The 24,077-nt window shown below is 71.9% G+C and carries 24 protein-coding genes and 1 tRNA gene; 16 read left to right on the plus strand and 9 right to left on the minus strand.

The annotated features are described in order from the left end of the window. Positions 1 to 187: 187 nt before the first annotated feature. Complete coding sequence (locus ABZS51_RS12680; RefSeq protein WP_355439294.1) at positions 188 to 2,752, minus strand: Tex family protein; 2,565 nt, start codon at positions 2,750 to 2,752, stop codon at positions 188 to 190. Between the two features lie 178 nt (positions 2,753 to 2,930). Here ABZS51_RS12680 and ABZS51_RS12685 point away from each other — a divergent pair, with 178 nt between their 5' ends. The 8 genes from ABZS51_RS12685 (at position 2,931) to ABZS51_RS12720 (ending at position 11,251) form a co-directional block, all read left to right on the plus strand. Further along, a complete protein-coding gene (locus tag ABZS51_RS12685; protein ID WP_310714610.1) occupies positions 2,931 to 3,365 on the plus strand; it encodes an RpiB/LacA/LacB family sugar-phosphate isomerase in 435 nt (144 codons plus the stop codon). Positions 3,366 to 3,434: 69 nt separating this feature from the next. Then, positions 3,435 to 4,553, plus strand: coding sequence for a DUF917 domain-containing protein (locus ABZS51_RS12690; protein WP_355439297.1), 1,119 nt, complete (start codon positions 3,435 to 3,437; stop codon positions 4,551 to 4,553). Next, positions 4,546 to 6,120 carry a hydantoinase/oxoprolinase family protein gene (locus ABZS51_RS12695; RefSeq protein ID WP_355439299.1) on the plus strand — a complete coding sequence of 525 codons (1,575 nt, stop codon included), beginning with the start codon at positions 4,546 to 4,548 and terminating at the stop codon, positions 6,118 to 6,120. The genes ABZS51_RS12690 and ABZS51_RS12695 overlap by 8 nt, the downstream gene beginning before the upstream one ends. 24 nt (positions 6,121 to 6,144) lie before the next feature. After that, positions 6,145 to 7,779 carry an ABC transporter substrate-binding protein gene (locus ABZS51_RS12700; protein WP_355439301.1) on the plus strand — a complete coding sequence of 545 codons (1,635 nt, stop codon included), beginning with the start codon at positions 6,145 to 6,147 and terminating at the stop codon, positions 7,777 to 7,779. Positions 7,780 to 7,783: 4 nt separating this feature from the next. After that, positions 7,784 to 8,800: an ABC transporter permease gene (locus ABZS51_RS12705; protein ID WP_355439304.1), complete on the plus strand. Its 1,017-nt coding sequence runs from the start codon at positions 7,784 to 7,786 to the stop codon at positions 8,798 to 8,800. Continuing rightward, entirely contained in the window at positions 8,797 to 9,648 is an 852-nt protein-coding gene (locus ABZS51_RS12710; protein ID WP_355439307.1) for an ABC transporter permease, read from the plus strand. The genes ABZS51_RS12705 and ABZS51_RS12710 overlap by 4 nt, the downstream gene beginning before the upstream one ends. Further along, the gene (locus ABZS51_RS12715; protein WP_355439310.1) at positions 9,645 to 10,382 is read left to right on the plus strand and encodes an ABC transporter ATP-binding protein; all 738 of its coding nucleotides are present in this window, start codon (positions 9,645 to 9,647) and stop codon (positions 10,380 to 10,382) included. The genes ABZS51_RS12710 and ABZS51_RS12715 overlap by 4 nt, the downstream gene beginning before the upstream one ends. Beyond that, entirely contained in the window at positions 10,379 to 11,251 is an 873-nt protein-coding gene (locus ABZS51_RS12720) for an ABC transporter ATP-binding protein (RefSeq protein ID WP_355439313.1), read from the plus strand. The genes ABZS51_RS12715 and ABZS51_RS12720 overlap by 4 nt, the downstream gene beginning before the upstream one ends. Positions 11,252 to 11,265: 14 nt before the next feature. Here ABZS51_RS12720 and ABZS51_RS12725 read toward each other — a convergent pair whose 3' ends face one another. Beyond that, on the minus strand, positions 11,266 to 11,739 hold the full coding sequence (locus tag ABZS51_RS12725) for a MarR family transcriptional regulator (protein WP_355439316.1): 474 nt from the start codon (positions 11,737 to 11,739) through the stop codon (positions 11,266 to 11,268). A gap of 69 nt (positions 11,740 to 11,808) precedes the next feature. Here ABZS51_RS12725 and ABZS51_RS12730 point away from each other — a divergent pair, with 69 nt between their 5' ends. Beyond that, positions 11,809 to 13,212, plus strand: coding sequence for an MFS transporter (locus ABZS51_RS12730; protein ID WP_355439320.1), 1,404 nt, complete (start codon positions 11,809 to 11,811; stop codon positions 13,210 to 13,212). On the opposite strand, the gene ABZS51_RS12735 is transcribed toward ABZS51_RS12730, so the two are convergent. After that, positions 13,190 to 13,546 (minus strand): DUF742 domain-containing protein, encoded by a 357-nt coding sequence (locus tag ABZS51_RS12735; protein ID WP_310714629.1) that lies wholly within the window; start codon positions 13,544 to 13,546, stop codon positions 13,190 to 13,192. The genes ABZS51_RS12730 and ABZS51_RS12735 overlap by 23 nt on opposite strands. Then, positions 13,539 to 15,467: a nitrate- and nitrite sensing domain-containing protein gene (locus ABZS51_RS12740; protein WP_355439323.1), complete on the minus strand. Its 1,929-nt coding sequence runs from the start codon at positions 15,465 to 15,467 to the stop codon at positions 13,539 to 13,541. Before ABZS51_RS12740 ends, ABZS51_RS12735 begins: the two co-directional genes overlap by 8 nt. A 162-nt stretch (positions 15,468 to 15,629) precedes the next feature. Here ABZS51_RS12740 and ABZS51_RS12745 point away from each other — a divergent pair, with 162 nt between their 5' ends. Beyond that, a complete protein-coding gene (locus tag ABZS51_RS12745) occupies positions 15,630 to 17,198 on the plus strand; it encodes an ABC transporter substrate-binding protein (RefSeq protein WP_355439326.1) in 1,569 nt (522 codons plus the stop codon). A 4-nt stretch (positions 17,199 to 17,202) separates the two neighbouring features. Here the strand turns inward: ABZS51_RS12745 and ABZS51_RS12750 are convergent, their stop codons facing one another. Then, the gene (locus ABZS51_RS12750) at positions 17,203 to 17,367 is read right to left on the minus strand and encodes a hypothetical protein (RefSeq protein ID WP_355439362.1); all 165 of its coding nucleotides are present in this window, start codon (positions 17,365 to 17,367) and stop codon (positions 17,203 to 17,205) included. 20 nt (positions 17,368 to 17,387) lie between these two features. On the opposite strand from ABZS51_RS12750, the gene ABZS51_RS12755 reads away from it, so the two are divergent. Both ABZS51_RS12755 and ABZS51_RS12760 read left to right on the plus strand, forming a co-directional pair. After that, a complete protein-coding gene (locus ABZS51_RS12755) occupies positions 17,388 to 18,044 on the plus strand; it encodes a hypothetical protein (protein ID WP_310714787.1) in 657 nt (218 codons plus the stop codon). A 101-nt stretch (positions 18,045 to 18,145) separates the two neighbouring features. Continuing rightward, the gene (locus ABZS51_RS12760; protein WP_310714636.1) at positions 18,146 to 18,382 is read left to right on the plus strand and encodes a hypothetical protein; all 237 of its coding nucleotides are present in this window, start codon (positions 18,146 to 18,148) and stop codon (positions 18,380 to 18,382) included. A 144-nt stretch (positions 18,383 to 18,526) separates the two neighbouring features. Here the strand turns inward: ABZS51_RS12760 and ABZS51_RS12765 are convergent, their stop codons facing one another. Together ABZS51_RS12765 and ABZS51_RS12770 are read right to left on the minus strand one after the other, a co-directional pair. Then, positions 18,527 to 19,477, minus strand: coding sequence for a cobalamin biosynthesis protein (locus tag ABZS51_RS12765; protein WP_355439329.1), 951 nt, complete (start codon positions 19,475 to 19,477; stop codon positions 18,527 to 18,529). 205 nt (positions 19,478 to 19,682) lie between these two features. After that, positions 19,683 to 20,495, minus strand: a complete 813-nt coding sequence (locus tag ABZS51_RS12770; RefSeq protein WP_355439331.1) for an aminoglycoside phosphotransferase family protein — start codon at positions 20,493 to 20,495, stop codon at positions 19,683 to 19,685. Between the two features lie 142 nt (positions 20,496 to 20,637). Here ABZS51_RS12770 and ABZS51_RS12775 point away from each other — a divergent pair. Continuing rightward, positions 20,638 to 20,711, plus strand: a tRNA-Arg gene (locus tag ABZS51_RS12775). Positions 20,712 to 20,932: 221 nt separating this feature from the next. Here ABZS51_RS12775 and ABZS51_RS12780 read toward each other — a convergent pair. After that, positions 20,933 to 21,202, minus strand: coding sequence for a hypothetical protein (locus tag ABZS51_RS12780; RefSeq protein WP_355439334.1), 270 nt, complete (start codon positions 21,200 to 21,202; stop codon positions 20,933 to 20,935). Positions 21,203 to 21,271: 69 nt separating this feature from the next. Between ABZS51_RS12780 and ABZS51_RS12785 the strand changes: the two genes are divergently transcribed. Continuing rightward, on the plus strand, positions 21,272 to 21,697 hold the full coding sequence (locus ABZS51_RS12785) for a hypothetical protein (protein ID WP_355439337.1): 426 nt from the start codon (positions 21,272 to 21,274) through the stop codon (positions 21,695 to 21,697). 16 nt (positions 21,698 to 21,713) lie between these two features. After that, positions 21,714 to 22,079, plus strand: a complete 366-nt coding sequence (locus ABZS51_RS12790) for a hypothetical protein (RefSeq protein WP_355439340.1) — start codon at positions 21,714 to 21,716, stop codon at positions 22,077 to 22,079. 192 nt (positions 22,080 to 22,271) lie between these two features. On the opposite strand, the gene ABZS51_RS12795 is transcribed toward ABZS51_RS12790, so the two are convergent. Then, on the minus strand, positions 22,272 to 23,141 hold the full coding sequence (locus ABZS51_RS12795; protein WP_355439343.1) for a LysR family transcriptional regulator: 870 nt from the start codon (positions 23,139 to 23,141) through the stop codon (positions 22,272 to 22,274). A 56-nt stretch (positions 23,142 to 23,197) separates the two neighbouring features. Between ABZS51_RS12795 and ABZS51_RS12800 the strand changes: the two genes are divergently transcribed. Then, complete coding sequence (locus tag ABZS51_RS12800) at positions 23,198 to 23,971, plus strand: SDR family oxidoreductase (protein ID WP_355439346.1); 774 nt, start codon at positions 23,198 to 23,200, stop codon at positions 23,969 to 23,971. The last annotated feature ends 106 nt before the right edge of the window (positions 23,972 to 24,077 follow it).

Genomic DNA, 24,077 nt, shown 5'->3' on the forward strand with positions numbered 1-24,077 from the left:
CGGATCTCCATGGCCGACGCGGGGCGGGACCACGGTCAGGCCGAGACCGTCGCGCGAGGTCCGCCAGTCGCGCGAGGGTCTCGGCCGCCGGCTCGTACGGGACGGTCCGGCCGGGGGCGGTCGGACCCGCCCCCGGCTCGTACGGGACGTCCGGCCGGGGGTGGTCGGACCCGCCCGCGGCCGTACGTCAGCGGTTGTCGCCCGTGAGGCCGGCCTTGCGGAGGGCCTCGGCCATGGCGCCCGAGGGGGCGGGGCGGTCCTGGCGCTGGCCGCCGCGGCCACGCTGGCCGGCGTCGCGGCCCCGAGCGCCGCCGTCACGCCCGTCACGGGCCTGGCCGCCGTCACGGCCCTGACCCCCACCGCGACCCTGGCCGCCGTCGCGGCCCTGCGCGCCACCGCCGTCACGGCTGCCCGTGCCACGGCCGCCGCCGTTCCGGCCGTTCCCGCCGCGACCGCCGGCACCCCGGCCACCGCCCCCACCACCGGCACTCTCACTATCGGCACCCTGACCACGGGCACCCTGGCCACGGGCCTGGCCACCGGCACCCCCGTCCCCCCGTGCGCCCTCGGCGCGGCCGCGGGGGCCGCGGGACTCGCCGCCGGAGGCGGTCGTCTCGTCCTCCAGCCGGAGCGTGAGGGAGACGCGCTTGCGCGGGATGTCCACGTCCAGCACCTTGACCCGGACGATGTCGCCCGGCTTGACCACGTCGCGCGGGTCCTTGACGAACGTGCGGGACATGGCCGAGACGTGGACCAGGCCGTCCTGGTGGACGCCGACGTCGACGAACGCGCCGAACGCCGCCACGTTGGTGACCACGCCTTCCAGGATCATCCCCGGCTGGAGGTCGGAGATCTTCTCGACGCCCTCCTTGAACGTGGCGGTCTTGAAGGCCGGTCGCGGGTCACGGCCGGGCTTCTCCAGCTCGCGCAGGATGTCGGTGACCGTAGGCAGGCCGAACGTGTCGTCGGTGAACTCCTGCGGCTTGATGGAGCGCAGCGCCGCGGTGTTGCCGATCAGCGTCTTGAGATCGGTCTGGACCGAGCCGAGGATGCGCCGCACCACGGGGTACGCCTCGGGGTGGACGCTGGAGGCGTCGAGCGGGTCGTCCCCGCCGGGGATCCGCAGGAAGCCCGCGCACTGCTCGAACGCCTTGGGCCCGAGCCGGGCGACGTCCTTCAGCGCCGTACGGGAGCGGAACGGGCCGTTGGCGTCGCGGTGGCGCACGATGCTCTCGGCCAGCGTGGACCCGATGCCGGACACGCGGGTGAGCAGCGGGGCGGAGGCGGTGTTGACGTCGACGCCCACGGCGTTGACGCAGTCCTCGACCACCGCGTCGAGCGAGCGGGACAGCTTGGTCTCGGCCAGGTCGTGCTGGTACTGGCCGACGCCGATCGACTTCGGGTCGATCTTGACCAGCTCTGCCAGCGGGTCCTGGAGGCGGCGGGCGATCGAGACGGCGCCACGTAGCGAGACGTCGAGGTCGGGCAGCTCCTGCGAGGCGTAGGCGGAGGCCGAGTAGACCGACGCGCCGGCCTCCGACACCACGATCTTGGTGACCGACGGCATGTGCTTGACCAGCTCGCCGGCCAGCTTGTCGGTCTCGCGGGAGGCCGTGCCGTTGCCGATGGCGATCAGCTCGACGCCGTGCCGCTGCACCAGCGCGCCGAGCACCGCGAGCGACTGGTCCCACTGCCGCTTGGGCTCGTGCGGGTAGATGGTGGCGGTCTCGACGACCTTGCCGGTGGCGTCGACCACGGCCACCTTGACGCCGGTGCGCAGGCCCGGGTCGAGGCCCATCGTGGTGCGCGTGCCGGCGGGGGCGGCGAGCAGCAGGTCGCGCAGGTTGGCGGCGAACACCCGGACCGCCTCGTCCTCGGCGGCCTGCCACAGCCGCATCCGCAGGTCCAGGCCGAGGTGGACGAGGATGCGGGTGCGCCAGGCCCAGCGGACGGTCTCGTTCAGCCAGCGGTCGGCGGGCCGGCCCTGGTCGGAGACGCCGAAGCGGGTGGCGATGCGGCCCTCGTAGTCGGGGCTGTCGTCGGGCTCCAGCGTGACGCTGAGCACTTCCTCCTTCTCGCCCCGGAACATCGCCAGGATGCGGTGGGAGGGCAGCTTGGTGAGCGGCTCGCCGAACTCGAAGTAGTCGGAGAACTTGGCCCCGGCCTCCTCCTTGCCCTCGCGGACCTTGGACACCAGCCGGCCGCGGGTCCAGAGCTGCTCGCGCAGGGACCCGATGAGGTCGGCGTCCTCGGCGAAGCGCTCGATCAGGATGGCCCGCGCCCCCTCCAGCGCCGCACCGGCGTCGGCCACGCCCTCGGTGACGAACCCCTCGGCCTCGGCCGCCGGGTCGAGCGACGGGTCGGCGAGCAGCCGGTCGGCCAGCGGCTCCAGGCCCAGCTCGCGGGCGATCTGCGCCTTGGTGCGCCGCTTGGGCTTGTACGGGAGGTAGATGTCCTCCAGCCGGGCCTTGGTCTCGGCCGCCATGATCTGGGCGCGCAGCTCGTCGTCGAGCTTGCCCTGGGACTCGACGGACTCCAGGATGGCCGTCCGCCGCTCCTCCAGCTCGCGCAGGTAGCGCAGCCGCTCCTCCAGGGTGCGCAGCTGGGCGTCGTCGAGGGCGCCGGTGACCTCCTTGCGGTATCGGGCGATGAAGGGCACCGTGGCGCCGCCGTCGAGCAGCTCGACGGCCGCGAGCACCTGCCCGTCGCGCACGCCGAGCTCAGCCGCGATCCGCTGGTGAATAGAGAGCACTTGCCTGCCTTTCGATGGTCCCGCCGGTCAATTGTGCAGGAAGGGGCCGTCCCCCGGGACCGCGCGGGCCGCCAGGGCGCGCCGGTCGTCGTCCAGCACCCTAGAGGCAGGCACCGACGATTTCCCGCGGATCAGCGGCGAGCCGAATCAAACGGGGCTCGGGTGGTAGACCTGGGGGATGCGGATCTCGGTGGCGGCCGACAGCCTGGACGGCGTGGCGGAGCGGGTGGTGGAGGAGCTGCGCGGGCGCGGGCACGAGGTGATCGTCCACGGGGCGCTCGACCCGGGCGGGCGCGACGACTGGGCGTGGGCGTCGGAGGCGGCGGCGCGCGACGTCGGCGAGGGGCGGGCCGACCAGGCCGTGGTGTGCTGCTGGACCGGCACGGGCGCGTCCATCGCGGCCAACAAGGTGCCGGGCGTCCGGGCGGCGCTGTGCGCCGACGCGTACACCGCGGACGGTGCCCGCAGGTGGAACGACGCGAACGTGCTGGCCCTCAGCCTGCGCCTCACCTCGGAGGTGGTGCTCGGCGAGATCCTGGAGGCGTGGTTCGCGGGCGAGCCCAGCACGGACGACGCCGACCGCTCGAACGTCTCCCACCTCGACGAAATCTGACTTCTCCTCGCGTATAGGGCGTTTCGGACTGGCGGCAACGTGGTGCCATGTGCTTGGTTGTGACGCCTCATGAAGATTCAACTGACTGACGTCGCGGCTCTCGCCCGCGGCTGCGCCGTGCTGGGCACCGGTGGCGGGGGCGACGTGCGTACCGGGGCGCTGGCGGCGCGGCGGGCGATCCAGGAGTACGGCGACGTGCCGCTCGTCGGCCTGGCGGACTTACCCGATGACGCCCTGGTGGTGCCGCTGTCCGGCATCGGCGCGCCCACGGTCAGCCACGAGATGATCCACGGCGAGGACGAGCCCCGGCGGATCGCCCGGGAGATCGAGCGGATCTTCGGCCGGCCGCCGTCCGCGGTCATGTCCTCGGAGATCGGCGGGGCCAACGGGGTCGCGCCCGTCGCCTGGGCGGCGCAGCTCGGCCTGCCGCTGCTGGACGCCGACGGCATGGGCCGGGCGTTCCCCGAGGTGCAGATGGTCTCCATGTACGTGGCGGGGCTGCCGGCCGACCTGGTGATCATGGCGGACATCGTGGGCAACGTCGTCACGATCAGGCCGGTGGACGGCCTGTGGTCGGAGCGGCTGGCCCGCGCGGTCTGCGTGGCGGCCGGGTCGCACGCGCTCATGGCCGACTACGTGCTCACCGCCGAGGGCGCGCGGGGCGCCGTCATCGAGGGCACGGTCACGCGGGCCCTGGCCGTCGGCCGGGCCACCGAGGGGACGGGAGACCCGCTGGAGGCGCTGCGGAGCGAGCTGGGGGCGTACGAGCTGATCACCGGCAAGCTGGCGGACGTGGAGCGGCGCACCACGGGCGGGTTCGTGCGGGGCACGGCGACGGTCGAGGGCACCGGAGCCGACCGCGGCCGGTCCTTGACCCTGGAGCTGCAGAACGAGAACCTCGTCGCCATGGCCGGCGGCCGGATCATGGCCATGGTGCCCGACCTCATCACGGTGGTCGACACCGAGACGGCCGCCGCCATCCAGACCGAGTCGCTCCGGTACGGCCAGCGCGTCACGGTGCTGGCCTGGCAGTGCGACCCGCTCTGGCGCACCCCGAGGGGCCTGGAGACGGCCGGTCCCCGGGCCTTCGGCTACGACCTCGACTACACCCCGGTCGAAGACCTGGCGAAGGACCCGGCGGAGGAGCCGGTGAAGGGGGAGCCGGTGAAGGAGGGGCCGCGTGTTTGACGGAGCTCGGGGAGCCCTGCGCGTCGGGATCGACGTCGGCGGGACGAACACCGACGCGGTGGTGCTGGACGCCGCCGACCGGGTGATCGCCAAGGCCAAGCGGCCGACCACGCCCGACGTGACGAGCGGCCTGCGGGCGGCGCTCGGCGCGGTCCTGGCCGAGCTGGACCAGCACGCGGAGGGCCGCGTGACCCGCGTCATGCTGGGGACCACGCACGCCACGAACGCCATCCTGGAGCGCCGCGGTCTCGGCCGGGTGGCGGTGGTGCGGCTGGGCGCGCCCGCCACGACGTCCGTGCCGCCGCTGACCGACTGGCCCCCCGCCCTGCGCGCCGCCGTCTCCGCCGGTGCGGCCGTGCTGCCCGGCGGTCACTACGTGGACGGCCGCGAGATCGGCCCGCTCGACCGCGACGCGATCCGCCGGTTCCTCGACGGGCTGCGGAAGGACGGGGCCAGGGTGGACGCGGTGGCGGTGACGGGCGTGTTCAGCCCGGCCACGGCCGACCACGAGCGGGCGGTCGCGGAACTGGTGGCGGCCGAGTACGGGCTGCCCGTGTCGGTCAGCCACGAGATCGGCTCGCTGGGCCTGCTGGAGCGCGAGAACGCGACCGTGCTCAACGCCGCCCTGTACGGCGTGGCCGGGCACGTCACCGGCGCGCTGGCCGGGGCCCTGGCCGAGCACGGGCTGACCGCCACGCCGTACCTGGCGCAGAACGACGGCACGCTGATGACCACGGAGCACGCGGCGCGGCTGCCGGTGTCGACCATCGGCTCCGGCCCGGCCAACTCGCTGCGCGGCGCCGCGTTCCTGTCGGGCGTGGCCGAGGCGGTCGTGGCCGACGTGGGCGGCACCTCCACGGACCTCGGCGTGCTGACCGGCGGGTTCCCGAGGGAGTCGGCGGCGGCCGTGGAGATCGGCGGGGTGCTCACCAACTTCCGCATGCCGGACATCCTGGCCATCGCGCTGGGCGGCGGGACCGTGGTCCGGGGCGAGGAGGTCGGGCCCGACTCGGTGGGATACCGCATCACCGAGGAGGCGCTGGTCTTCGGCGGCTCCACGGTCACCATGACCGACGCGGCGGTGGCCGCCGGCCGTACCCCTCCGGGAGCGGACGACTGGCGCGCCCGGCTGGGCGACAGGGTGGGACGGGACGGCCTGGAAACAGCCGTGGCGGTCGCCGACGCGATGGTGGCCGACGCCGTGGACCGGATGTCGCTCGGGCGGGCCGACCGGCCGCTGGTGGCGGTGGGGGGCGGCGCGTTCCTGCTGCCGCCGCGCGTCGCCGGGGTGAGCGGCGTGGTGCGGCCCCGCCACGCCGAGGTGGCCAACGCCGTGGGGGCCGCGATCGCGCTGGCGAGCGGCAGAGTGGATACGATCTTGCCTGCGGGCGAAAGCCGGTCGAAAGCGATCGAAAGGGTCAAGGAGGAGGCGGCCGCGCGAGCCGTCGCCGCGGGCGCGGACTCCTCGCGGGTCGAGATCGTGGACCTGCTGGAGGTGCCCCTGAGCTACCTCTCCGAGCCCGCCGTGCGCGTACACGTGAAAGCCGCCGGACCTCTCGCCCGGTGACGTAACCGAAAGGATCCCCCCACCATGCGCTGGCACAAGCGGCTGCTCGTCGCCGGAGTAGCCGGAGTCGTCGCCATGACCGCGTCCGCGTGCGCGGGCGGCCAGGTTCGCGGCGCCGGCGGAACACCCGAGCCGGGCACGAGCACGGGCGCGAGCGCCGGCCCGGGCACCGGCCGACCCGCCGGGCAGGCCAACGACGCCACGTTCGTCTACGCCCCGAACCTCGACGTGGTCACCGACTGGGACCCGGCGAGCTCGTACTCCAACGAGATCATCGCCATGTCGAACATCTACGAGGGGCTCACCCGGTACGACGCCGACGCGCGCAAGCCGGTGCCGCGCCTGGCCACGGAGTGGACGTCGGCGGCCGGCGGCAAGGAGTGGACCTTCAAGCTGCGGCAGGGCGTGAAGTTCCACACCGGCGCGCCGCTCGACGCCGAGGCGGCCAAGAAGGCCATCGAGCGCACGATGAAGATCAACTCCGGTGCGGCGTACATCTGGGGCGCGGTCAAGACGATCGACGCGGTCGACGCCTCCACGCTGAGGTTCACCCTCAAGTACGCCGCCCCGCTCGACCTCGTCGCCTCCTCCGGCTACGCCGCCTACATCTACGACACGGCCGCCGCGGACCGGCTCAAGGACGGCAAGGCCGACGCCGGCACCGGCCCGTACACCATCGACACCTGGCAGAAGGGCAAGGAGACCGAGCTCACTCTCAAGGCGTTCGAGGGTTACTGGGGCGGCTGGAAGCCGGAGCAGTACAAGAAGGTGGCCTTCCGCGTCACCCCGGAGATCACCACGGCCTGGCAGCTCCTGCAGAAGGGCGAGGTGAGCTTCGTCCCGCGGCTCAACCCGCAGCTGTTCGAGCAGGCCGGCATGACGGAGGGTGTGCGGAGCTCGCAGAAGCCGTCCTTCCAGAACCTGCTCGTGCTCTTCAACACCGCGACCGGCCCCGCCAAGGACGTCAAGGTCCGGCAGGCGCTCCAGCTCGCGATCGACTACGACGGCCTGGTCGCCGCCCTCAAGGGCGCGGGCACCAAGGCGTCGGGCCTGGTGCCGGACGGGCTGCTCGGCCACGTCGCCGGCATGGAGCCCAAGCAGGACCTGGCCCGGGCGCAGGAGCTGCTCAACGCGGCCGGCTACGGGCCAGACCTGGAGGAGCTCAAGCTGACGATGACCTACGCGCAGGGCGACGAGGACCAGAAGCTGCTGGTCACGCTGCTCAGCTCGACGCTCAAGCGGCTCAACGTCACCCTCCAGGCCAAGCCGATGGCCTGGAACGCCCAGTGGGACCTCGGCAAGAAGAAGGGCCAGGACCTGTTCGTCATGTACTGGTACCCGGACTACCCCGACGCCTACTCGTGGTTCCTCAACGTGTTCAAGAGCGCCGACCAGCCGCAGTTCAACCTGTCGTACCTGAAGAACGCGGAGATCGACAAGGCCGTCGACGCGCTGCCGCAGCTCTCGGCCACGGACGCGCTCGCCGCGGACCGGGCGTACGCCGACCTCCAGAAGAAGATCATCCAGGACCAGGCCGCGGTGGCCGTGCCGTACGTGCAGACCTACCAGCGCGCGCTGTCCGCCACGGTCCAGGGCTACGCCGACAACCCGGCCTACCCGAACGTGGTCTTCTTCTACGACCTCAAGCCCGCCGGCTGACCCTGTGCCCCGCTACGTGGCCCGCCGGCTCGGCCAGGCGATCCTGGTCGTGGCCGGCGTGGTGGTGCTGACGTTCGTCGTGATGCGGCTCGTGCCGGGCGACCCGGCGGTGGCGTTCGCCGGGCCGAAGGCCACGCCGCAGCAGCTCGCCGAGGCGCGGGCGCGCTTCGGCCTCGACGACCCGCTGCCCGCGCAGCTCTGGAACTACGTCAGGGACCTGGCGACCGGCGACTGGGGGACCAGCCTGCGGACCCGCCGGCCCGTCCTGTCAGACCTGTACGTGGCGTTCCCGGCCTCGCTCGAGCTGGTCGGCGCGGCGCTGATGATGGCCGTCCTCGTGGGCGTACCGGCGGGCGTGCTCGCCGCCCGCCACCGGAGCCGGCTCCCCGACCTCGGGGTACGGGTGGGCGGCATGCTGTCGGTCTCGGTGCCGGTGTTCTGGCTCGCGCTGGCGCTGCAGACGGTCTTCGCCGGCAACCTGGGCTGGTTCCCGGTCGCCGGCGAGTACGACTCCGCGCTCGACACCACCAGCCCGCTCACGCTCTGGACGAACATCACGGTCGTGGACGCGCTCATCACCGGCAACTGGCCCATCCTCACCAGCACTCTCGAACACCTGGTGCTGCCCGCGATCGTCGTGGCCGCCTACCCGACGGGGGTGATCGCGCAGATGACGCGGGCCGCGCTGATCGAGGAGGCCGGCCAGGACCACACGCGGCTGGAGCGGGCCCTCGGGTTCGGCGAGACGTCCATCCTGGTCCGGTTCGCCCTGCGGCCGGCGCTCAACCCGGTGCTGTCGCTCATCGCCCTGGTGTTCGCGTACGCGATCGTCAACGGGTTCCTGGTCGAGGCGGTGTTCAACTGGCCGGGGCTCGGCCGCTACGCGGTCGACGCGATCCGCAGCCTGGACACGCCCGCCATCGCCGGGGTCACGCTGCTGGTGGCGCTGGTGTACGTGCTGGCCAACCTGGTCGTGGACCTGCTGCAGGGCGTGGTGGACCCGAGGGCGAGGCTCCGGTGACCGCCGTCTCCGCCGTCGCCTCCGTCAAGGGCCGCGGGGGCGTGGACCGGCTGGCCGTCCTGGGGGCCGCGATCGTCGCGGGGATCGTGCTGTCGGCGGTGCTCGCGCCGTGGCTGGCGCCGTACCCGGAGAACACGCCCGACCCCGTGCACAGCCTCCAGCCGCCGGGCGGCGCGCACTGGTTCGGCACCGACGGCGCGGGCCGCGACGTGCTGACGCAGGTCCTGTACGGCGGGCGCACCTCGCTGACCATCGTCGTCGCCGTGCTGGCCGTCTCGGCGGTGGTCGGCGTGACGCTGGGCGTCGTGGCCGGGTACGCGGGCGGCTGGGTGCGGGACGTGATCATGCGGGTCACGGACGTGTTCCTGGCCTTCCCGGCGCTGCTGCTGTCGCTGGCCCTCGCGGTGGTGCTCCAGCCGAGCGTCACCACGGTCATCGTGGCCATCGCGGCCACGTGGTGGCCCTGGTACGCGCGGCTCGCGGCCTCCGTCGCCGCCTCGATCGCCACCCGGCCGTACGTGGACGCCGCCCGGTGCCTGGGCGTGCCCGCGCCGCTCATCGTGCTCCGGCACGTCCTGCCGAACTCGCTCACCCCCGTCCTCGTCCAGGTCTCGCTCGACGCGGGCGGCGTCATCCTCACCGGCGCCGCCCTGTCCTACCTGGGGCTGGGCGCGCAGGAGCCGGTGGCCGAGTGGGGGCTGATGGTGCAGCAGAGCCAGACGTACTTCACCACCGACTGGTGGGCCGTCACCTTCCCCGGCCTGGCGATCCTGGTGACGGCGTTCGCCTTCAACCTGCTCGGCGAGGGGCTGCGGGCGGCCCTGGACCCGCGAAGGGTCGTCCGATGATCGAGGTGCGGGAGCTGCGGGTCAGGTACGGGACGCGGACGGTCGCGCACGTGCCCGAGCTGGACGTGGGCGCGGGGGAGTGCGTGGCCATCGTGGGGGAGAGCGGGTCCGGCAAGTCCACCACGCTGCTGTCGCTGCTCGGGCTGACCGAGGGAGCCGAGGTGTCCGGGTGGGTACGGGTCTGCGGCGTGGACGTGCTGACCGCCCCGCCGCGCCGGCTCCGGGAGATCCGCGGCGCCCGGGTGGCGCTGGTCATGCAGTCGCCGCAGGCCGCGCTCAGCCCTGCCACCCGCCTGGGCGTCCTCATGCGGCGCGCGCTGCGGCTGCACGGCGTGGCGGCGACGGACCAGGCCATGGCGGAGGCCGTGGAGGCGGTGCTGCTGGACCCCGCGATCCTGCGCCGCTACCCGCACGAGGTCTCGGGCGGGCAGGCGCAGCGGTTCGCCATCGCGCTGGCCATCGCGCTCGGCGCGGAGGCCGTCCTGGCCGACGAGCCGACCAGCGCCCTCGACGTGACCGTGCAGGCCGAGGTGGTCGGCGTGCTGCGCCGGCTGCGCGAGGAGCGGGGGCTGGCGCTGCTGCTCGTCTCCCACGATCTGGCCCTGGTCTCCACGATCGCCGACCGGGTGCTGGTCATGAAGGACGGCGAGGTCGTGGAGAGCGGCCCGGCCGGCCGGGTGCTGTCCGCGCCGTCCCACCCGTACACGCGCGAGCTGCTGGAGGCGCTGCCATGACCGTGCTGAGGGCGGAGGCGGTGACCCTCGGGTACGGCCGCACGGCCGTCGTCCACGACGTCAGCCTGGACGTCACCGAGGGCGGGGTGGGGCTGATCGGGGAGAGCGGGTCGGGCAAGACCACGCTGGCGCGCGCGTTCCTGGGCCTCCTGACCCCCATGTCCGGGCACATCTGGTACGGCCCCCAGAACCTGAAAAAAGCGGATATGAGGCGCTTTCGGAGGGACGTTCAGCCGGTCTTCCAGGCCGAGGCCCTCGACCCCCGCATGCGCGTCGGCGCCTCGGTCGCCGAGGCGCTGCCCCGCAAGGAGCGGGATCGCGTCCCCGCCCTGCTGGAGAAGGTGGGGCTGCCCGCCGACGTGGCCGAGCGCCGGCCGCACCAGCTCTCCGGCGGCCAGCGCCAGCGCGTGGTCATCGCCCGCGCGCTCGCCGTCTCGCCCCGCCTGCTCATCCTCGACGAGCCCACCAGCGCCCTCGACGTGACCGTGCAGGCCAGGATCCTCGACCTGCTCGCCGGGCTCGGCACCGAGCGGCTGCTCATCACCCACAACCTGGCCGTGGTGGGCCGGCTCTGCCGTACCGCGCACGTGCTGTTCGCCGGAAGAGTCGTCGAGTCGGGGCCCACGGCCGAGCTGCTGGAGCGCCCGGCCCACCCGTACACGCTGGCCCTGCGCGACGCCGTGCCCAGGCTGGGCGGCGAGCCGCCCAGGGCGCGCGGGCGCACCGAGGCGAGGCCGGCCGCGACCGGGTGCCCGTTCCGGCTGCGCTGCCCCCTGGCCGTGCCCGCCTGTGAGCGGGCGCCGGAGCTCCGGGACGTGGGGGAGGGCCGCCGGGCGGCCTGCCACCGTGCCGAGGAGCTGCTCGTCTGATGGGGCGGGGTCGCCTACTTGGCGGCCATGTGGTTGACCAGGCGCTCGCTCACGTCCTCCGAGAGCCGGGAGATCAGCCGCGCCAGCTCGGCGCGGTCGTCCTCCGGCCAGTCGGCGAGCGCGATGGAGAACCAGTCCATCGTGACCTGGCGGCAGCTCTCCGCGGCCTTGGCCCCGGCGGGCGTGAGCGCGATGCGCCAGGCGCGCCCGTCCTCGGGGTCGCGCACCCGCTCCAGCAGCTCGCGCTTCTCCAGCGCGGACACGTGCCGGGTCACGTGCGGGCTCTCCACCTGGAGCCCTTCGGCGATGGCCCCGATCCGGCGCGGCTCACCCGCGTCGAGCAGGTAGACGAGGATCTGCACGTCCGGCCTGTCCAGCCGGACGCCGGCGGCCTCGGTCAGCCGCTCGTGCGTCTTGGCGCGGTTGAGCGTGGTCACGAGCCGCCGGAACGACGCCACGGTCGTCAGCAGATCTGCGTCCTTCGACATTTACTTACCTAACTTACGTATGTATGCTCGCTCCTCGGTTACTTACCCAAGTTATCCAAAGGAGCCCTCATGGCGACAGTCGTCGCACCCCCGTCCCACGAGGAGGCCACGCGCAACCCGTGGCCCGCCGTGGTCGCGCTGGCCTTCGCGGCGTCCATCGCGGCCCTGCAGAACACCGCCGTCGTCCCGCTGCTGCCCGTGCTCCAGCGCGAGCTGCACGCCTCACTGACGGCCGTGAGCTGGACCTTGACGATCAGTCTGCTGGTGAGCGCGGTGGCCACCCCGCTGCTGTCCAGATTCGGCGACATGTACGGCCGGCGGCCGATGATCCTCGGCGCGATCGGCCTGCTGGTGGCCGGATCGATCCTGGGAGCGCTGGCCACCTCGTTGACCTGGCTGATCGTGGCCAGGATCCTGCAGGGGTTCGTGACCGCGCTGGTGCCGCTGTCGATCGGGGTGGTCCGCGAGACGTTGCCGAGGAGACAGCTGGCCACCGGCATCGGCGTCCTGAGCGCCACCATGGGCTTCGGCAGCGGCGGCGGCATGATCCTGGCCGGGCTCGTGGCCGGCGACTACCACGTGCTGTTCTGGGTGACCGGGGCGATCGCCGTGGTCGCCGGCACCCTGGTGGCGATCCTGGTGCGGGACACCGCGCCCGCCGGCGGGGGACGCCCCGACCTGCTCGGCGCCGCGCTGCTGACCGTGTGGCTCGTCGCGCTGCTGCTCGGCATCAGCGAGGGCGGCTCGTGGGGCTGGACCTCGCCCGGCGTGCTGGGCCTGTTCGCCGTCGCGCTGGTGACCGTGGTGACCTGGGTGGTCGTCGAGCGGCGCGTGCGCGAGCCGCTGGTCGACATGGCGATGCTGACCCAGCGCACCACGGTCGGCGCGACGGTCGCCTCCATGCTGCTCGGGTTCGCCTTCTTCACCTGCATGACCGGCATCTCGGGGTTCACCCAGGCCCCCGGGGTCGGCTTCGGCGCCTCGACCCTCCAGGTCGGCCTCTACCTGCTGCCCAGCACCGTCATCATGCTGGTGATCTCGCTGTTCGCCGGCCGGTTCATGCGCCGCTTCTCCGCGTCCTCGATGGTCGCGGCCGGCTCGGCGGCCGTCGGCCTGGCGGGCCTGTGGCTGGTCGTCAGGCACGGCGCGCCCGTGGACGTCTACGTGGCCACCTCGCTGCTCGGCGTGGGCCTCGGCGTCGGCTACGCCGCGCTCGGCACGATGGCCGTGGAGCACGTGGAGCCGGCCAGGACGGCCGCCGCGGCGGGCGTGAACGCGCTGGTGCGGATCGTCGGCGGCAGCACGGCCGGCGCGGTCATCGCCGCGATCCTGGCCGCGCTGCCCGGCGAGCACGGCTACCAGTGGGTGTTCGCGACGGCCGCCGCGGGGAGCATGGTGGCGGCGCTCTTCGCGGCCGTGTTCGGGCTGCTGAACCGCCGGGCTCTCCTGGTCACAGCGCCCGCAGGCCGTTGATCACCTCCAGCAGCACGCTGGCGTCCGGCGCGGGCGGCGGGTGCTCGACCTGCACGAGCTGCTGCGCGTGCAGGTCGCCCACCAGCACGCGGACCACACCGATGGGCAGGCCCAGCTCCGCCGCCACGTCCACGAGGCGGGTGGGCGTCGTGCACTTCTGCATGATGATCAGATGCTCCGGCCCGAGCCCGACGGGCGGGGCCAGGCCACCGGCCGTGATGATCACCGCGATGAGGTCGATGGCCTCGCTCGCGGGCACCGTACGGCCCTTGGTCAGCAGGTAGGCCGGGACGATCGGACCAGCGTCCTCGTCCAGCCAGCGCTCGTCAGTCACTCTGCACCACCCGGATCGAACGAGCGCCTTCCCTGGCGGGCTCCGTGGCGGGTTCCTTCTCCGTGGCGCTCTCCTCCGGCTCGGCCGGCGGGTCGCTCACGTGTTCTGCCGGGATCAGCACGATGGCGGTGGTCCCTCCATATGGTGAACCGCGCAACGTCACGCGGATGTCATGCCTGGCGGCCAGGCGGGAAACGACGAAGAGGCCGAGCTGGTCACTGTCGGCCAGGTCGAACTCGGGCGGGCTGGCCAGCCTCGCGTTGAGCTCGGCCATGTCCTCCGGGCTCATGCCGAGACCGCGGTCCTCCACCTCCAGGGCGAAGCCGCGGGCCGCCACCTCACCGCGTACCTGGACCGGCGTGTGCGGCGGCGAGTAGACGGTGGCGTTCTCGATGAGCTCGGCGATCAGGTGGATCACGTCACCGACGACCGGCCCCGCCAGGCGCTGGCCCGGCATCGGCTCGACGATGACCCGCTGGTAGTCCTCGACCTCCGCCGCGGCGCCGCGCACGACGTCGATCAGCGGCACGGGCTTGCTCCACCCGCGGCCCGGCGTCGCGCCGGACAGGATGATCAGGCCCTCCGCGTGGCGGCGCATGCGGGTGGTCAGGTGGTCCAGGCGGAACAGGTCGTCCAGGGCCTCCGGCTCGGTGGCCCGGTGCTGCATGTCCGCCAGCTGGATGCGCTGGCGGTGCAGCAGGGTCTGGCTGCGGCGGGCCAGGTTGCGGAAGACGTGGCCGACGCCGTCGCGAAGCTGCGCCTGGCCCACGGCGGCCTGCACGGCCGTCTGCTGGACCGTGGAGAACGCCTCGCCGACGTCCCCGATCTCGGTCGTGGTGCTGGTGACCGAGAGCGCGGGCACCTCGACCGTCTCGCCCCGGCGCAGCTTCTCCACGACCTGCGGCAGCCGCTCCCGCGAGACCTCCAGCGCGGCCTGCCGCAGCGCGGCCAGCTCCCGCGACAGCCGGTTGCCCATCCGCAGGGAGAACCCGATCGACACGATCACCAGCACGAAGCAGGTGCCGGCCAGCAGGAACGCCCGCTGCAGCACCGAGTCGGCGACCGGCTCGGCCCGCTCGGACAGCAGGCTGCTGGCCTGCAGCTGGGCGTCCTGGAAGGACTTGTTGAGCGTCTCGGTGGTGCTCAGCCAGCCCGCCGGCGCGTCGCCCGCGATGATCTGGTCCTCCATGATCCGCATCCGCTGGTACGCCGGAGAGGTGATCAGCGAGACCTGCGTCTCGCGCAGGCCCGCGTCCAGCTCCCCGAGCGCCTGGTCCAGCAGGAAGCGGCGGTTGCCGACGATCTGGGTGAACAGCCGCCGCTCGGCGGTCGTGGTCGGACCGGCGGCCAGGGCCTGCTCCCTGGTCAGCAGCTCGCGGGCGTAGCCGACGTCCACGATGACCCGGGACTGCTCGTAGATCGGGATGTCGTCGACGAAGGCGACGTTGCGGTGCAGACTGAACAGGGCGTCGGTGATCCCGTTGTACGTCTCCACCACGTGCAGCCGGGCGGCCAGGCCGGCGTCGATCTCGCCCCGGATCGGCTCCAGCCGGCCGAGCTGCGCGAGGACCGCCTCGACCTGGGCGTGGATCCGGTCAGATGTGTTCATGGGCGCGCTGGAGAGCTGCTTGAACCGCTCCTTGGCCGCGTCGGTGCGCGAGCGCTGCGCGACCACGTCCGACTCGGTGGAGTTGGTCTTGAGGCGTAGCAGCCGCGCCGAGGCCAGGCGCTCCCGCTGGAGCTCGGTGGTGAGCTGGTAGGCCGGGAGGCGCAGATTGGTCCAGAGCGTCTTGTACTGCCGCAGCTCCAGGCTCTCGGTGGCGGTCACAGCGGTGATGACTCCCCACAGCACCACCATCGAGGCGAGCGGAACCAGCAGCAGGCCGATGATCTTCAGGCGGATCGTGCGTCTGCGACCCATGGCACCTCTTCCGGTCGGTCCCCTGCTGGTGAACCCCGGACGGGACAACGCATGAGAATAGCAATTCGATCTCTCGAAGTCCTAATTTTTCGGGACTTTTGGACAGTCTATGATGATCTTGCAGTAGGTTTCGCCGTAGACCGGGTCACAGAGGGAGATGCGTTGCGCCGTCGTCTCGCAGCGGCCACCGCCCTGCTGCTGTCCATCGCGGCGTGCTCGATCCCCGCCGAGGTGGCCGTCCGGCAGACACCGCGTGGGGACTCCGCCTTCGTGCACGTGCAGAACCTCGACGTGATCACCGAGTGGGACCCCGCCAGCTCGTACTCCAACGAGATCATCGCCTTCCAGAACGTGTACGAGACCCTCACGATGTGGAACCCGGTGACCGCCAAGGCCGCCCCCCGCCTCGCCACCTCCTGGGTCTCGTCCGTGGACGGCCGCACGTGGACGTTCAAGCTGCGCCCCGGCGTGACCTTCCACACCGGCAGGCCCGTGGACGCCCAGGCCGTCAAGGCGTCGATCGACCGGACCATGAAGCTCGGCCAGGGCGCCTCCTACATCTGGGACGCCGTCGAGGCCATCAGGGCCGACGACGCGCTGACCGTCACCTTCAGCCTCAAGTACCCCGTGCCGCTCGACCTCGTCGCCTCCTCCGGCTACGCCGCCTACGTCTACGACACCAAGGCCGCGACCGACCTGCGCGCCTGGCTGCGCGACGGCAAGGACGCCGGCTCCGGCCCGTACACCGTGAAGACCTGGCGCAAGGGCAAGGAGGAGGAGCTCACGCTCACCGCGTACGACGGCTACTGGGGAGGCTGGACGGGCCCGCACTACCGCACGGTCAAGTACCGCGTCGTGCCCGACCCCGACCACGCCTGGCGGATGCTGCTGCGCGGCGAGGCCAGCTTCGTCGAGCGGCTCGACCCCCGCCTGTACGCCCGCGCCAGGACCACCCCAGGCGTGCGCACCTCGCGCAGCCCGTCGTTCCAGACGATGATGATGCTCTTCAACACCGCCGGGGGGCCGATGGCCGACGTGCGCGTACGGCGCGCCGTGCAGAAGGCCGTCGACTACCGGGGCATCATCAGGGCGCTCAAGGGCGCCGGCTCACCCTTGAGCGGCATCGTCCCCAAGGGGCTGCCCGGGCACGTCCCCGGCCGCGAGCCCCGCCAGGACCTGCCGGCCGCGACCGAGCTGCTGCGGCAGGCCGGCTACGGCCCCGGCGGCCGGCCGCTGCGGCTCTCGCTCACCTACGCCGAGGGCGACTCCGACGAGAAGCTGCTCGCCACCCGGCTCGCGGACACGCTCAAGCCGCTCAACGTGACGGTCGACGCCAAGGCCATGCAGTGGAACGCCCAGTGGGACCTCGGCAAGAAACGCGGCCAGGACATCCTGGTCATGTACTGGTGGCCCGACTACGCCGACGGCTACTCCTGGTTCGGCAACGTCTTCCACGGCGAGAACCCCACCGTGTTCAACCTCACCTACCTCGACGACTCGCGGACCGACGCGCTGCTCGACACGCTGCCGCGGCTCACCGTCACCAACCGGGCGGGCGCCCAGCGCGCCTTCCGGCAGGCCACCGCCCGCATCCTCGACCGGCACGCCGCCGCCGCGCTGCCGTGGGTCGTCACCTACCAGCGCGCCTACCTCGGCGGCATCCAGGGCTACGACGACAACCCCGCCTACCCGGACGTGGCCTTCGTCCACGACCTGCGGCCCTCCGGCTGACGGCTCAGGCCTCTTCGACCGGCTCGCCTTGTTCGATGCGCTCGCGCAGTCGTTGCCTGATCTCCTCCGGGGTGTAGGCGCGGCGCCGCCGCTCCGCCCGCGTGATCGCCACCCCCGTGGCCGCGACCCCCGCGACCCCGGCCAGCCCGAGTATCTTCCACCAGCGCATGTGCCTAGGCTAGCGATGTGCTGACTCTCGACGAGGCCGTCGACCTCACCAGGACAGGCGATCTGTGGGTCTTCCGCGGCCGGTCGGTGCCCGACCGCGCCATCCAGACCATGACCAACAGTCCCGTCAACCACGTCGGCATGGCGATCGTCGTGGAGGACATGCCGCCGATGATGTGGCACGCCGAGCTCGGCAGGTCCCTGCCCGACCTGTGGTCGGGAACCCACCAGCGCGGGGTGCAGCTCCACGACCTGCGCGCCGCCGTCACGGTCTGGGCCGACCGGTACGGCCAGCGCCCCTGGCTGCGCCAGCTCGAACCCGAGGCGACACCCGAGATGGAGGACGCGGCGCTGCGCACGGTGGCCCGGCTCGACGGCACGCCGTTCCCCAGCACCGCCCGGCTCGCCGGCCGCTGGGCCCGCGGCCGGCTGCCGCGCCTGCCGCGCCTGCTGCGGGATCGGGTCCGGGGGGAGCGGGCACTGGAGAGCGCGTACTGCGCCGAGGTCGTGGCCGTGACGTACCAGGAGATGGGGCTGCTGCCCGCCGGGCGGCGGCCGAACTGGTACGACCCGGGCAGGTTCTGGAGCGGCGACGACCTCGGCCTGCTGGGCGGCCACCGGCTGGGCAAGGAGATCACGGTCGGCGTCGAGCGCTCCGACCAGTCGAATACCCGGTAAATGGCGGCGAACTAAATAACTTCCCAACGCTCATTATCTGAGTATTGTGGGGCCCACATGTGCGGGGGCATTTCTTCTTGAACGCCGAGAGGGGCCGCTGCGTGGACACTTCCGACGGCCGGGTCGTCATCTTATTGATCATCATCGCGCTGGCCCTGTTCGTCGCGGGCCGGCGCTTCCAGTCGATCGTCTCCGCACGTCAGGCATGGCGCGACTCGATGAGAGCCGTCCCCGTCAAAAGACAGTCGAGCGGCGGCACGCTGAAAGTGGTGATCGGAATCGCGTTGATCATCACGGTGGTCTTCTGGTTCCTCACGAACGCGAGCCGCCTGATCTAGCCGCCGGTGCCGTATTTAAGCACTTTCGACTGATCTGCCCGATCCGTTCAGCCGGAGCAGGGCTCCTCCGGATCGGAGGGAGGCTTTTCCTGATCCCGATCACGATCGGAGGGAGGCTTCTCCCGATCGCGATCGGAGGGAGGCTTATCCCGATCCCGATCCCGATCCGAGGGAGGCTTTTCCTGATCCCGATCGGAGGGCGACCGCCGAAACCGCCACGAGGGTGAGGGCCGAGGCGGCCACGCCGACGGCGCGGGCGAGCCGGACCGCCCGGCGCACGTCCCCCACCGCGGGCTTGCGGCCGTCGCCCATCGTGGGACGGTGCTCGGTCCTGCCGCCGTAGACGTTCGCCCCGCCGAGCGTGACGCCGAGCGCCCCGGCGAAGGCCGCCTCGCAGCGTCCCGCGTTCGGACTGGGATGCCGATGGCCGTCCCGCAGCAAGGCGGCCATCGCCCGGCCCGGCGCCGGAGCGGCGAGCACGGTGAGCAGTCCCGTGATCCTGGCCGGCACGTAGTTGGCCACATCGTCGAGCCGCGCCGCCGCCCACCCGAACCGCTCGTACCGCGGGGAGCGATGCCCCAGCATCGCGTCCAGCGTGTTGACCACCCGGTACGCCAGCAGCCCCGGAACCCCGGCGACGGCCCCCCAGAAGAGCGGGGCCACGACGGCGTCTGAGGTGTTCTCGGCCAGCGACTCCACCGTGGCGCGGGCCAGCTCGGGCGCCTCCAGCTCCGACGGGTCGCGCCCGCACAGGTGCGGCAGCCGCTCGCGGGCCCGCTCCAGATCGCCGTCCTCCAGCGCGTCGGCCATGAGCTCTCCCTCACGCGCCAGCGTGGTGCCGCCGAGCACGGCCCAGGTGGCGGCGGCCGTCAGAACGGCCCGCGCCGCCGGATGCGACACCCGCTCGGCCGCGACGCCGAGCGCGACGGCGCCACCGACGCAGACGGCGACGTGGGCGACGCCGTTCACGCGCGCGTCGCCGTACAGGCGGCGCTCCAACGCGGCGGCGGCCCGCCCGAACAACGCGACGGGATGCCCGGCACGCGGGTCACCGACCAGAGCGTCGACGACCAGCCCGGCGGCGACCCCGCCCACCCGGGCCCACCTGCCTGCCCGCCCGTCCGTATGTCCGTTCGGATGACCCCGCCCCGAGCCCGCACGACCGACCCCGCCCATACCGCCTGCCCTCTCCCTGTGAACCCATCACCGCCGAGTGGTGGGGCGGCACCGGAACCCGACGCGCCCAGAAGCAGCCACCTACCACCCGAACCCGACACCCCCGGACACGCCAGACCGGTCGTCAGAGCCGCGAACCAGAACCCGGGGCTGGAACGACCAGTCGACTGCGCAGCTGATCCTCGTGGGCGTCCAGCCAGGCCGCCGCCCGGCGGATGCGCTCGCCGGCCCCTCCGGCCCACATGCGCGCCCATCCGCCGCCGGTCGCGGCCCGCGCGCGCATCACCTCGTACGATCGGTGGAACCGCAGCCGGGCCAGGTCCAGCAGCCGCCGCCGCTCGCGGGCCGGCAGGCCGTACGCGTCGCAGAACAGCCGCAACCGCCCACCCACGTCCAGCCCGCGCAGCAGCGGGGGAGTGTCCACGGGATCGGCGATCGGCGCCCAGTGGCGGAGCGTGGTGACGACGTCGAACAGCCGTGTCGTGGGCCGCGCCAGCTCGAAGTCGATGAAGGCCCGCGGGCACCCGTCGCGGAAGACCACGTTGTCGGGCGTCACGTCACAGTGCCCGACGATCTCGGGGGCGGCGTCGTCGTTCGACCCGGCCTGCCACCCGCGCGTGTTCAACGGGAACCCGGCGGTCGCGTCGTGCAGCTCCCGTAAGAGCCCGGCCACCCCGACCAGAGCCTCATCGGTGGCGGTCACGGCGTTCAACCCGGTCGTACCCGGGACGTAGGTGAGGATCTCCCGCCCCAGCCCGTCCATCCCCACGACCCGCGGCGCTCCCGCGAACCCTACGGCCTCAAGATGGCGCAGGAGAGAGTGGACGGCGGGGGTGAACGATCCGGCGGGCCTGCGCACGGTGTCCCCGACGCGCACCACCCCGTCGGTCACGTCCCCGCCCTGCAAGGGGATCTCGTGCAGGAGCGTCGCGACCATGCCACGACAGCTTAGACCCATTTGTACGCCCCCCGCCTGCCATTTCGGTCGGCAACATCCCTCGGGACTGCCAGGTTGGGTGGACGAACACGGGGAAAACGTGTGCATGACAGGTCCCAGGATCATGCACAATAAGGCGGGAGCGCCCTTAGCTCAGCTGGATAGAGCACCGGACTTCTAATCCGACGGTCGCAGGTTCGAATCCTGCAGGGCGCGCAACCAAGACCAGCTCAAACCCCGTCTGAGCTGGTCTTTTGCATGATCGGCGTTGTTGGGTGGTAGGCAGCGGGGGCCGCCATGAGCAGCCCTGCGCCAGTGGTCGCGGAACATACGCGGAATGCTCGCGAGCGCGTTTCCCCAGGTCGGCGCGGCGGTTTCGGGCCCCGGAACGGCGAAAGGACCCCGAGGTGTCCCGGGGTCCTGCTGGGCGTGGTGGGTCACGCCGCGAGTGCTTCCAAGATGCGCCGGTTGGCGACGTCTCGTTGACCGTCGATGCACTTGGCGTAGACGCGGAGCATGACGTCCACGCCGTGGCCTGCCCGTTCGGCCGCTTCAGGAGCGTGCACGCCCGCGTTGAGCCAGAGCGAGACGGCCGCGTGCCGAAGGTCGTACGGTCTGCCCGCCAGGGGAGAGGCGACCTGATCGGGCGTGAGGGCGTACGTGCGAGCCTCCTGCCAGACCTTCGCGTACGCCGATCCCGAGATCACGCCGCCTGTGCGAGTGCGGAAAAGCAGGTCCGGGCCGAGAGCGACGCCATCCTCATCGGCGCAACGACAATGCGCCGCGACAACCCCCGCCTCCTGGTCAACTCCGAAGCCCGTCGAGCCGAGCGTGCCGCCCAGGGCCTTCCCCCGTACCCGCTCAAGGTCACTATCACCAACAGCGGCGACCTCGACCCCGACTTGAAGTTCTGGCACCACGGCGGCGAGAAGGTTGTCTACTGTCCCGACTCCGCCGCCGCAAAGCTCCGCGAAGCCCTCGGCGACCTGGCCGGCGTGGTCAGCCTCGGTCTCGCCGTGGACCTCGGTCGCATGACATGCCAGCACCGCCGTACCAGCCGAACGCCCGGACCGGGGTTGCCGCGCCGCCGCACAGATGCAGTCCTACGATCGCCATTGCATGGCTGGACGCCGTGCGTGCTCGGGGGCGATCGACGATCCAGGGTTCGTTCCTCACCCTGGCTCACCGAGCAGCGTGGTTGATCTCTTGGAGGGCACGATGAGCGGCATGCCGAAGAATCCGCCTGAGTCGATGAAGCATCACTTGCGTCAGCGCCTGAACGACCACGCTCGTTCGCGCTGGCAGCTGTCCGGGATCGACGTGCGTTTCCGCGGCGGATTCGCTTATGTCGAAGCGCGCCTGCACGGCGGTGCCTACGCGCGGCTGTGCCGCCTGCGCTTCCAAGGCCTCCCGCACACCTGGGCCTTCGCAATCTACCTTCCTTACGAGGGCATCTACCAGGACAGCCTCCTGCCCAGCGGCTACCCTTCAGGCTCACCCGAGGAAGTCCTCGACTGCGCGTGCGCCTTCCATTTTGCTGACCCCGACGCTCACACCACACCCCCACCGCCCTCAACCAACTAAGGCGGTGCAGCGATAGGCAGGAAGGCCCGATCCACAGGGCTCAGCCTCTCACGGGGCGTCAGGCGGACCAGGCAACCGCGCGCGAGGGCATCCAGCAGCTGTGGCCCGGCTTCGCTGTCCGAGCCGACCCGCGTGCGACTTGTTGACCAACCGATGGCGTTTTAGCCCCGGCATTTCGTCACAGGGACGTAGTCATCCCGATGCCTCCTGTGGCTGTGCGCGATGACTTTCGGCGACATCCACGGCCGTGCGGATCAGTTCCGCCACCGCGAGGGATCGGTGCTGCTGCGGCCAGGCAAGAAGGACCGAGATGAGCGGGGCATCGAGCACCGGGACGCAGACCAAGTCCGGCCGAAGCTGGCCACGGACCGACTCCGGGGCCAGGGCGACCGCCCGCCCCAGCGCAATCAGCTGCATCAACTGATCGATGTCGCGGACGCTGGCCTCGCCCGCTGCCGCCGCCTCATGGGTGGCGAGCGTCTCGCCTGCGAGGTCGGCAAGCCGCACGCTGGACCGCTGAGCCAGCTGGTGCCGAGCGCCCACGACCACGACCTGGCGTTCGGCCAGCAGTTCCTCGGAGTCCAGGCCGCGCAGATCGCAGTGTGGACTCGGACTGTGCAGCAGTCCGACGTCGGCCCGGCCGTCGCGGAGCATCGTGGCGCGCTCGTGGATCGCGCAGACGACGACGTTTACCGGGCGCGCCCCCGGCCGTGACTCGTAGGCCGCCAAGATGGCGGGCAGCAGACCCCCGTCGCCTCCGGGCTTCATCACCAGGGTCAGGCCGGGATCGAGTCGACCAGCTCGCTGGGCCCGATGAGCCGCCGCGGCCATGGCCTGCAGTGCCAGCCGTCCTTCGTCGCGCAGGACTTCTCCAGCGGGGGTCAGCCTCACCCGCTGGCTGGTGCGTTCCAGAAGCGTGACGCCGAGCTGAGTCTCCAGGCTGCGGATCGACCTCGACAGCGGGGGCTGGGCGATTCCCAGGCGGTCCGCCGCACGGCCGAAGTGCAACTCTTCGGCCAAAGTCAGGAAATAGGTCAACGCCCGCGTCTGCAGTGGATCCATACCTTGAAGGTACTGATTGTTCTTCCGCCTGTCATTGCTCAGCGGTCCTGCCGATGATGGTGTTCGATGTCATGACTGACATCACCGACAACGTGCCTTCCATCGCTCTGATCACGGGAGCCAACAGAGGGATCGGCAACGCGATCGCCGGGCGGCTGGCCGCTCTTGGAATGACGGTGCTTCTCGGCTCGCGTGATCCGAGACGCGGTGCTGACGCGGCGCGCGCGCTGCGGGATGTGGGCGGAGACGTGGTCCCGATCACCATCGACGTGACCGACCAGGCCAGCGTGAACGACGCGGCCAAGACCGTCGAGGACATGTACGGTCGGCTCGACGTGCTGGTCAACAACGCCGGTGTTTCCGGGGTCCCGTCGCCGCTGACGCCTTCCGGCGCCGACCTCGACGTGGTGCGGGAAGTGTTCGAGACCAACTTCTTCGGAGTCGTCGCGGTGACGAACGCGATGCTGCCGCTTCTACGGCGGTCCCGCGCGGCCCGGATCGTCAACATGTCCAGCGAGATCGGGTCGCTGGCCTCCATGTCCGACCCGAATCACTACATGTCGAAGCTGCCGGCGCAGGCCGCCTACCCGCCCTCGAAGACGGCTCTGAACTCCCTGACCGTCCAGTACGCCAAGGAACTGCGCGGCGCGGGAATTTTGGTGAACGCCTGCTCGCCGGGCCCTTGCGCGACGGACTTCACCAAGGATCTCGGACTGCCGCTCACCCGCACCGCCGACGACGGTGCCGCCATCGCCGTCAGGCTCGCCACACTGGCGGACGACGGTCCCACCGGCGGATTCTTCGACGACAACGGCACCCTCCGCTGGTGACGGGCCGCGCCCACCGATCACAGCTCGCGGCGCCTGTCGACCATAGGGCTATCCAGCCTTGTTCGCATTAACCTGCGGCTTTCACGGCGAATTTGAGCCGACCTGA

The sequence above is a fragment of the Nonomuraea sp. NPDC005501 genome (assembly GCF_040605905.1).
GTDB lineage: Bacteria > Actinomycetota > Actinomycetes > Streptosporangiales > Streptosporangiaceae > Nonomuraea.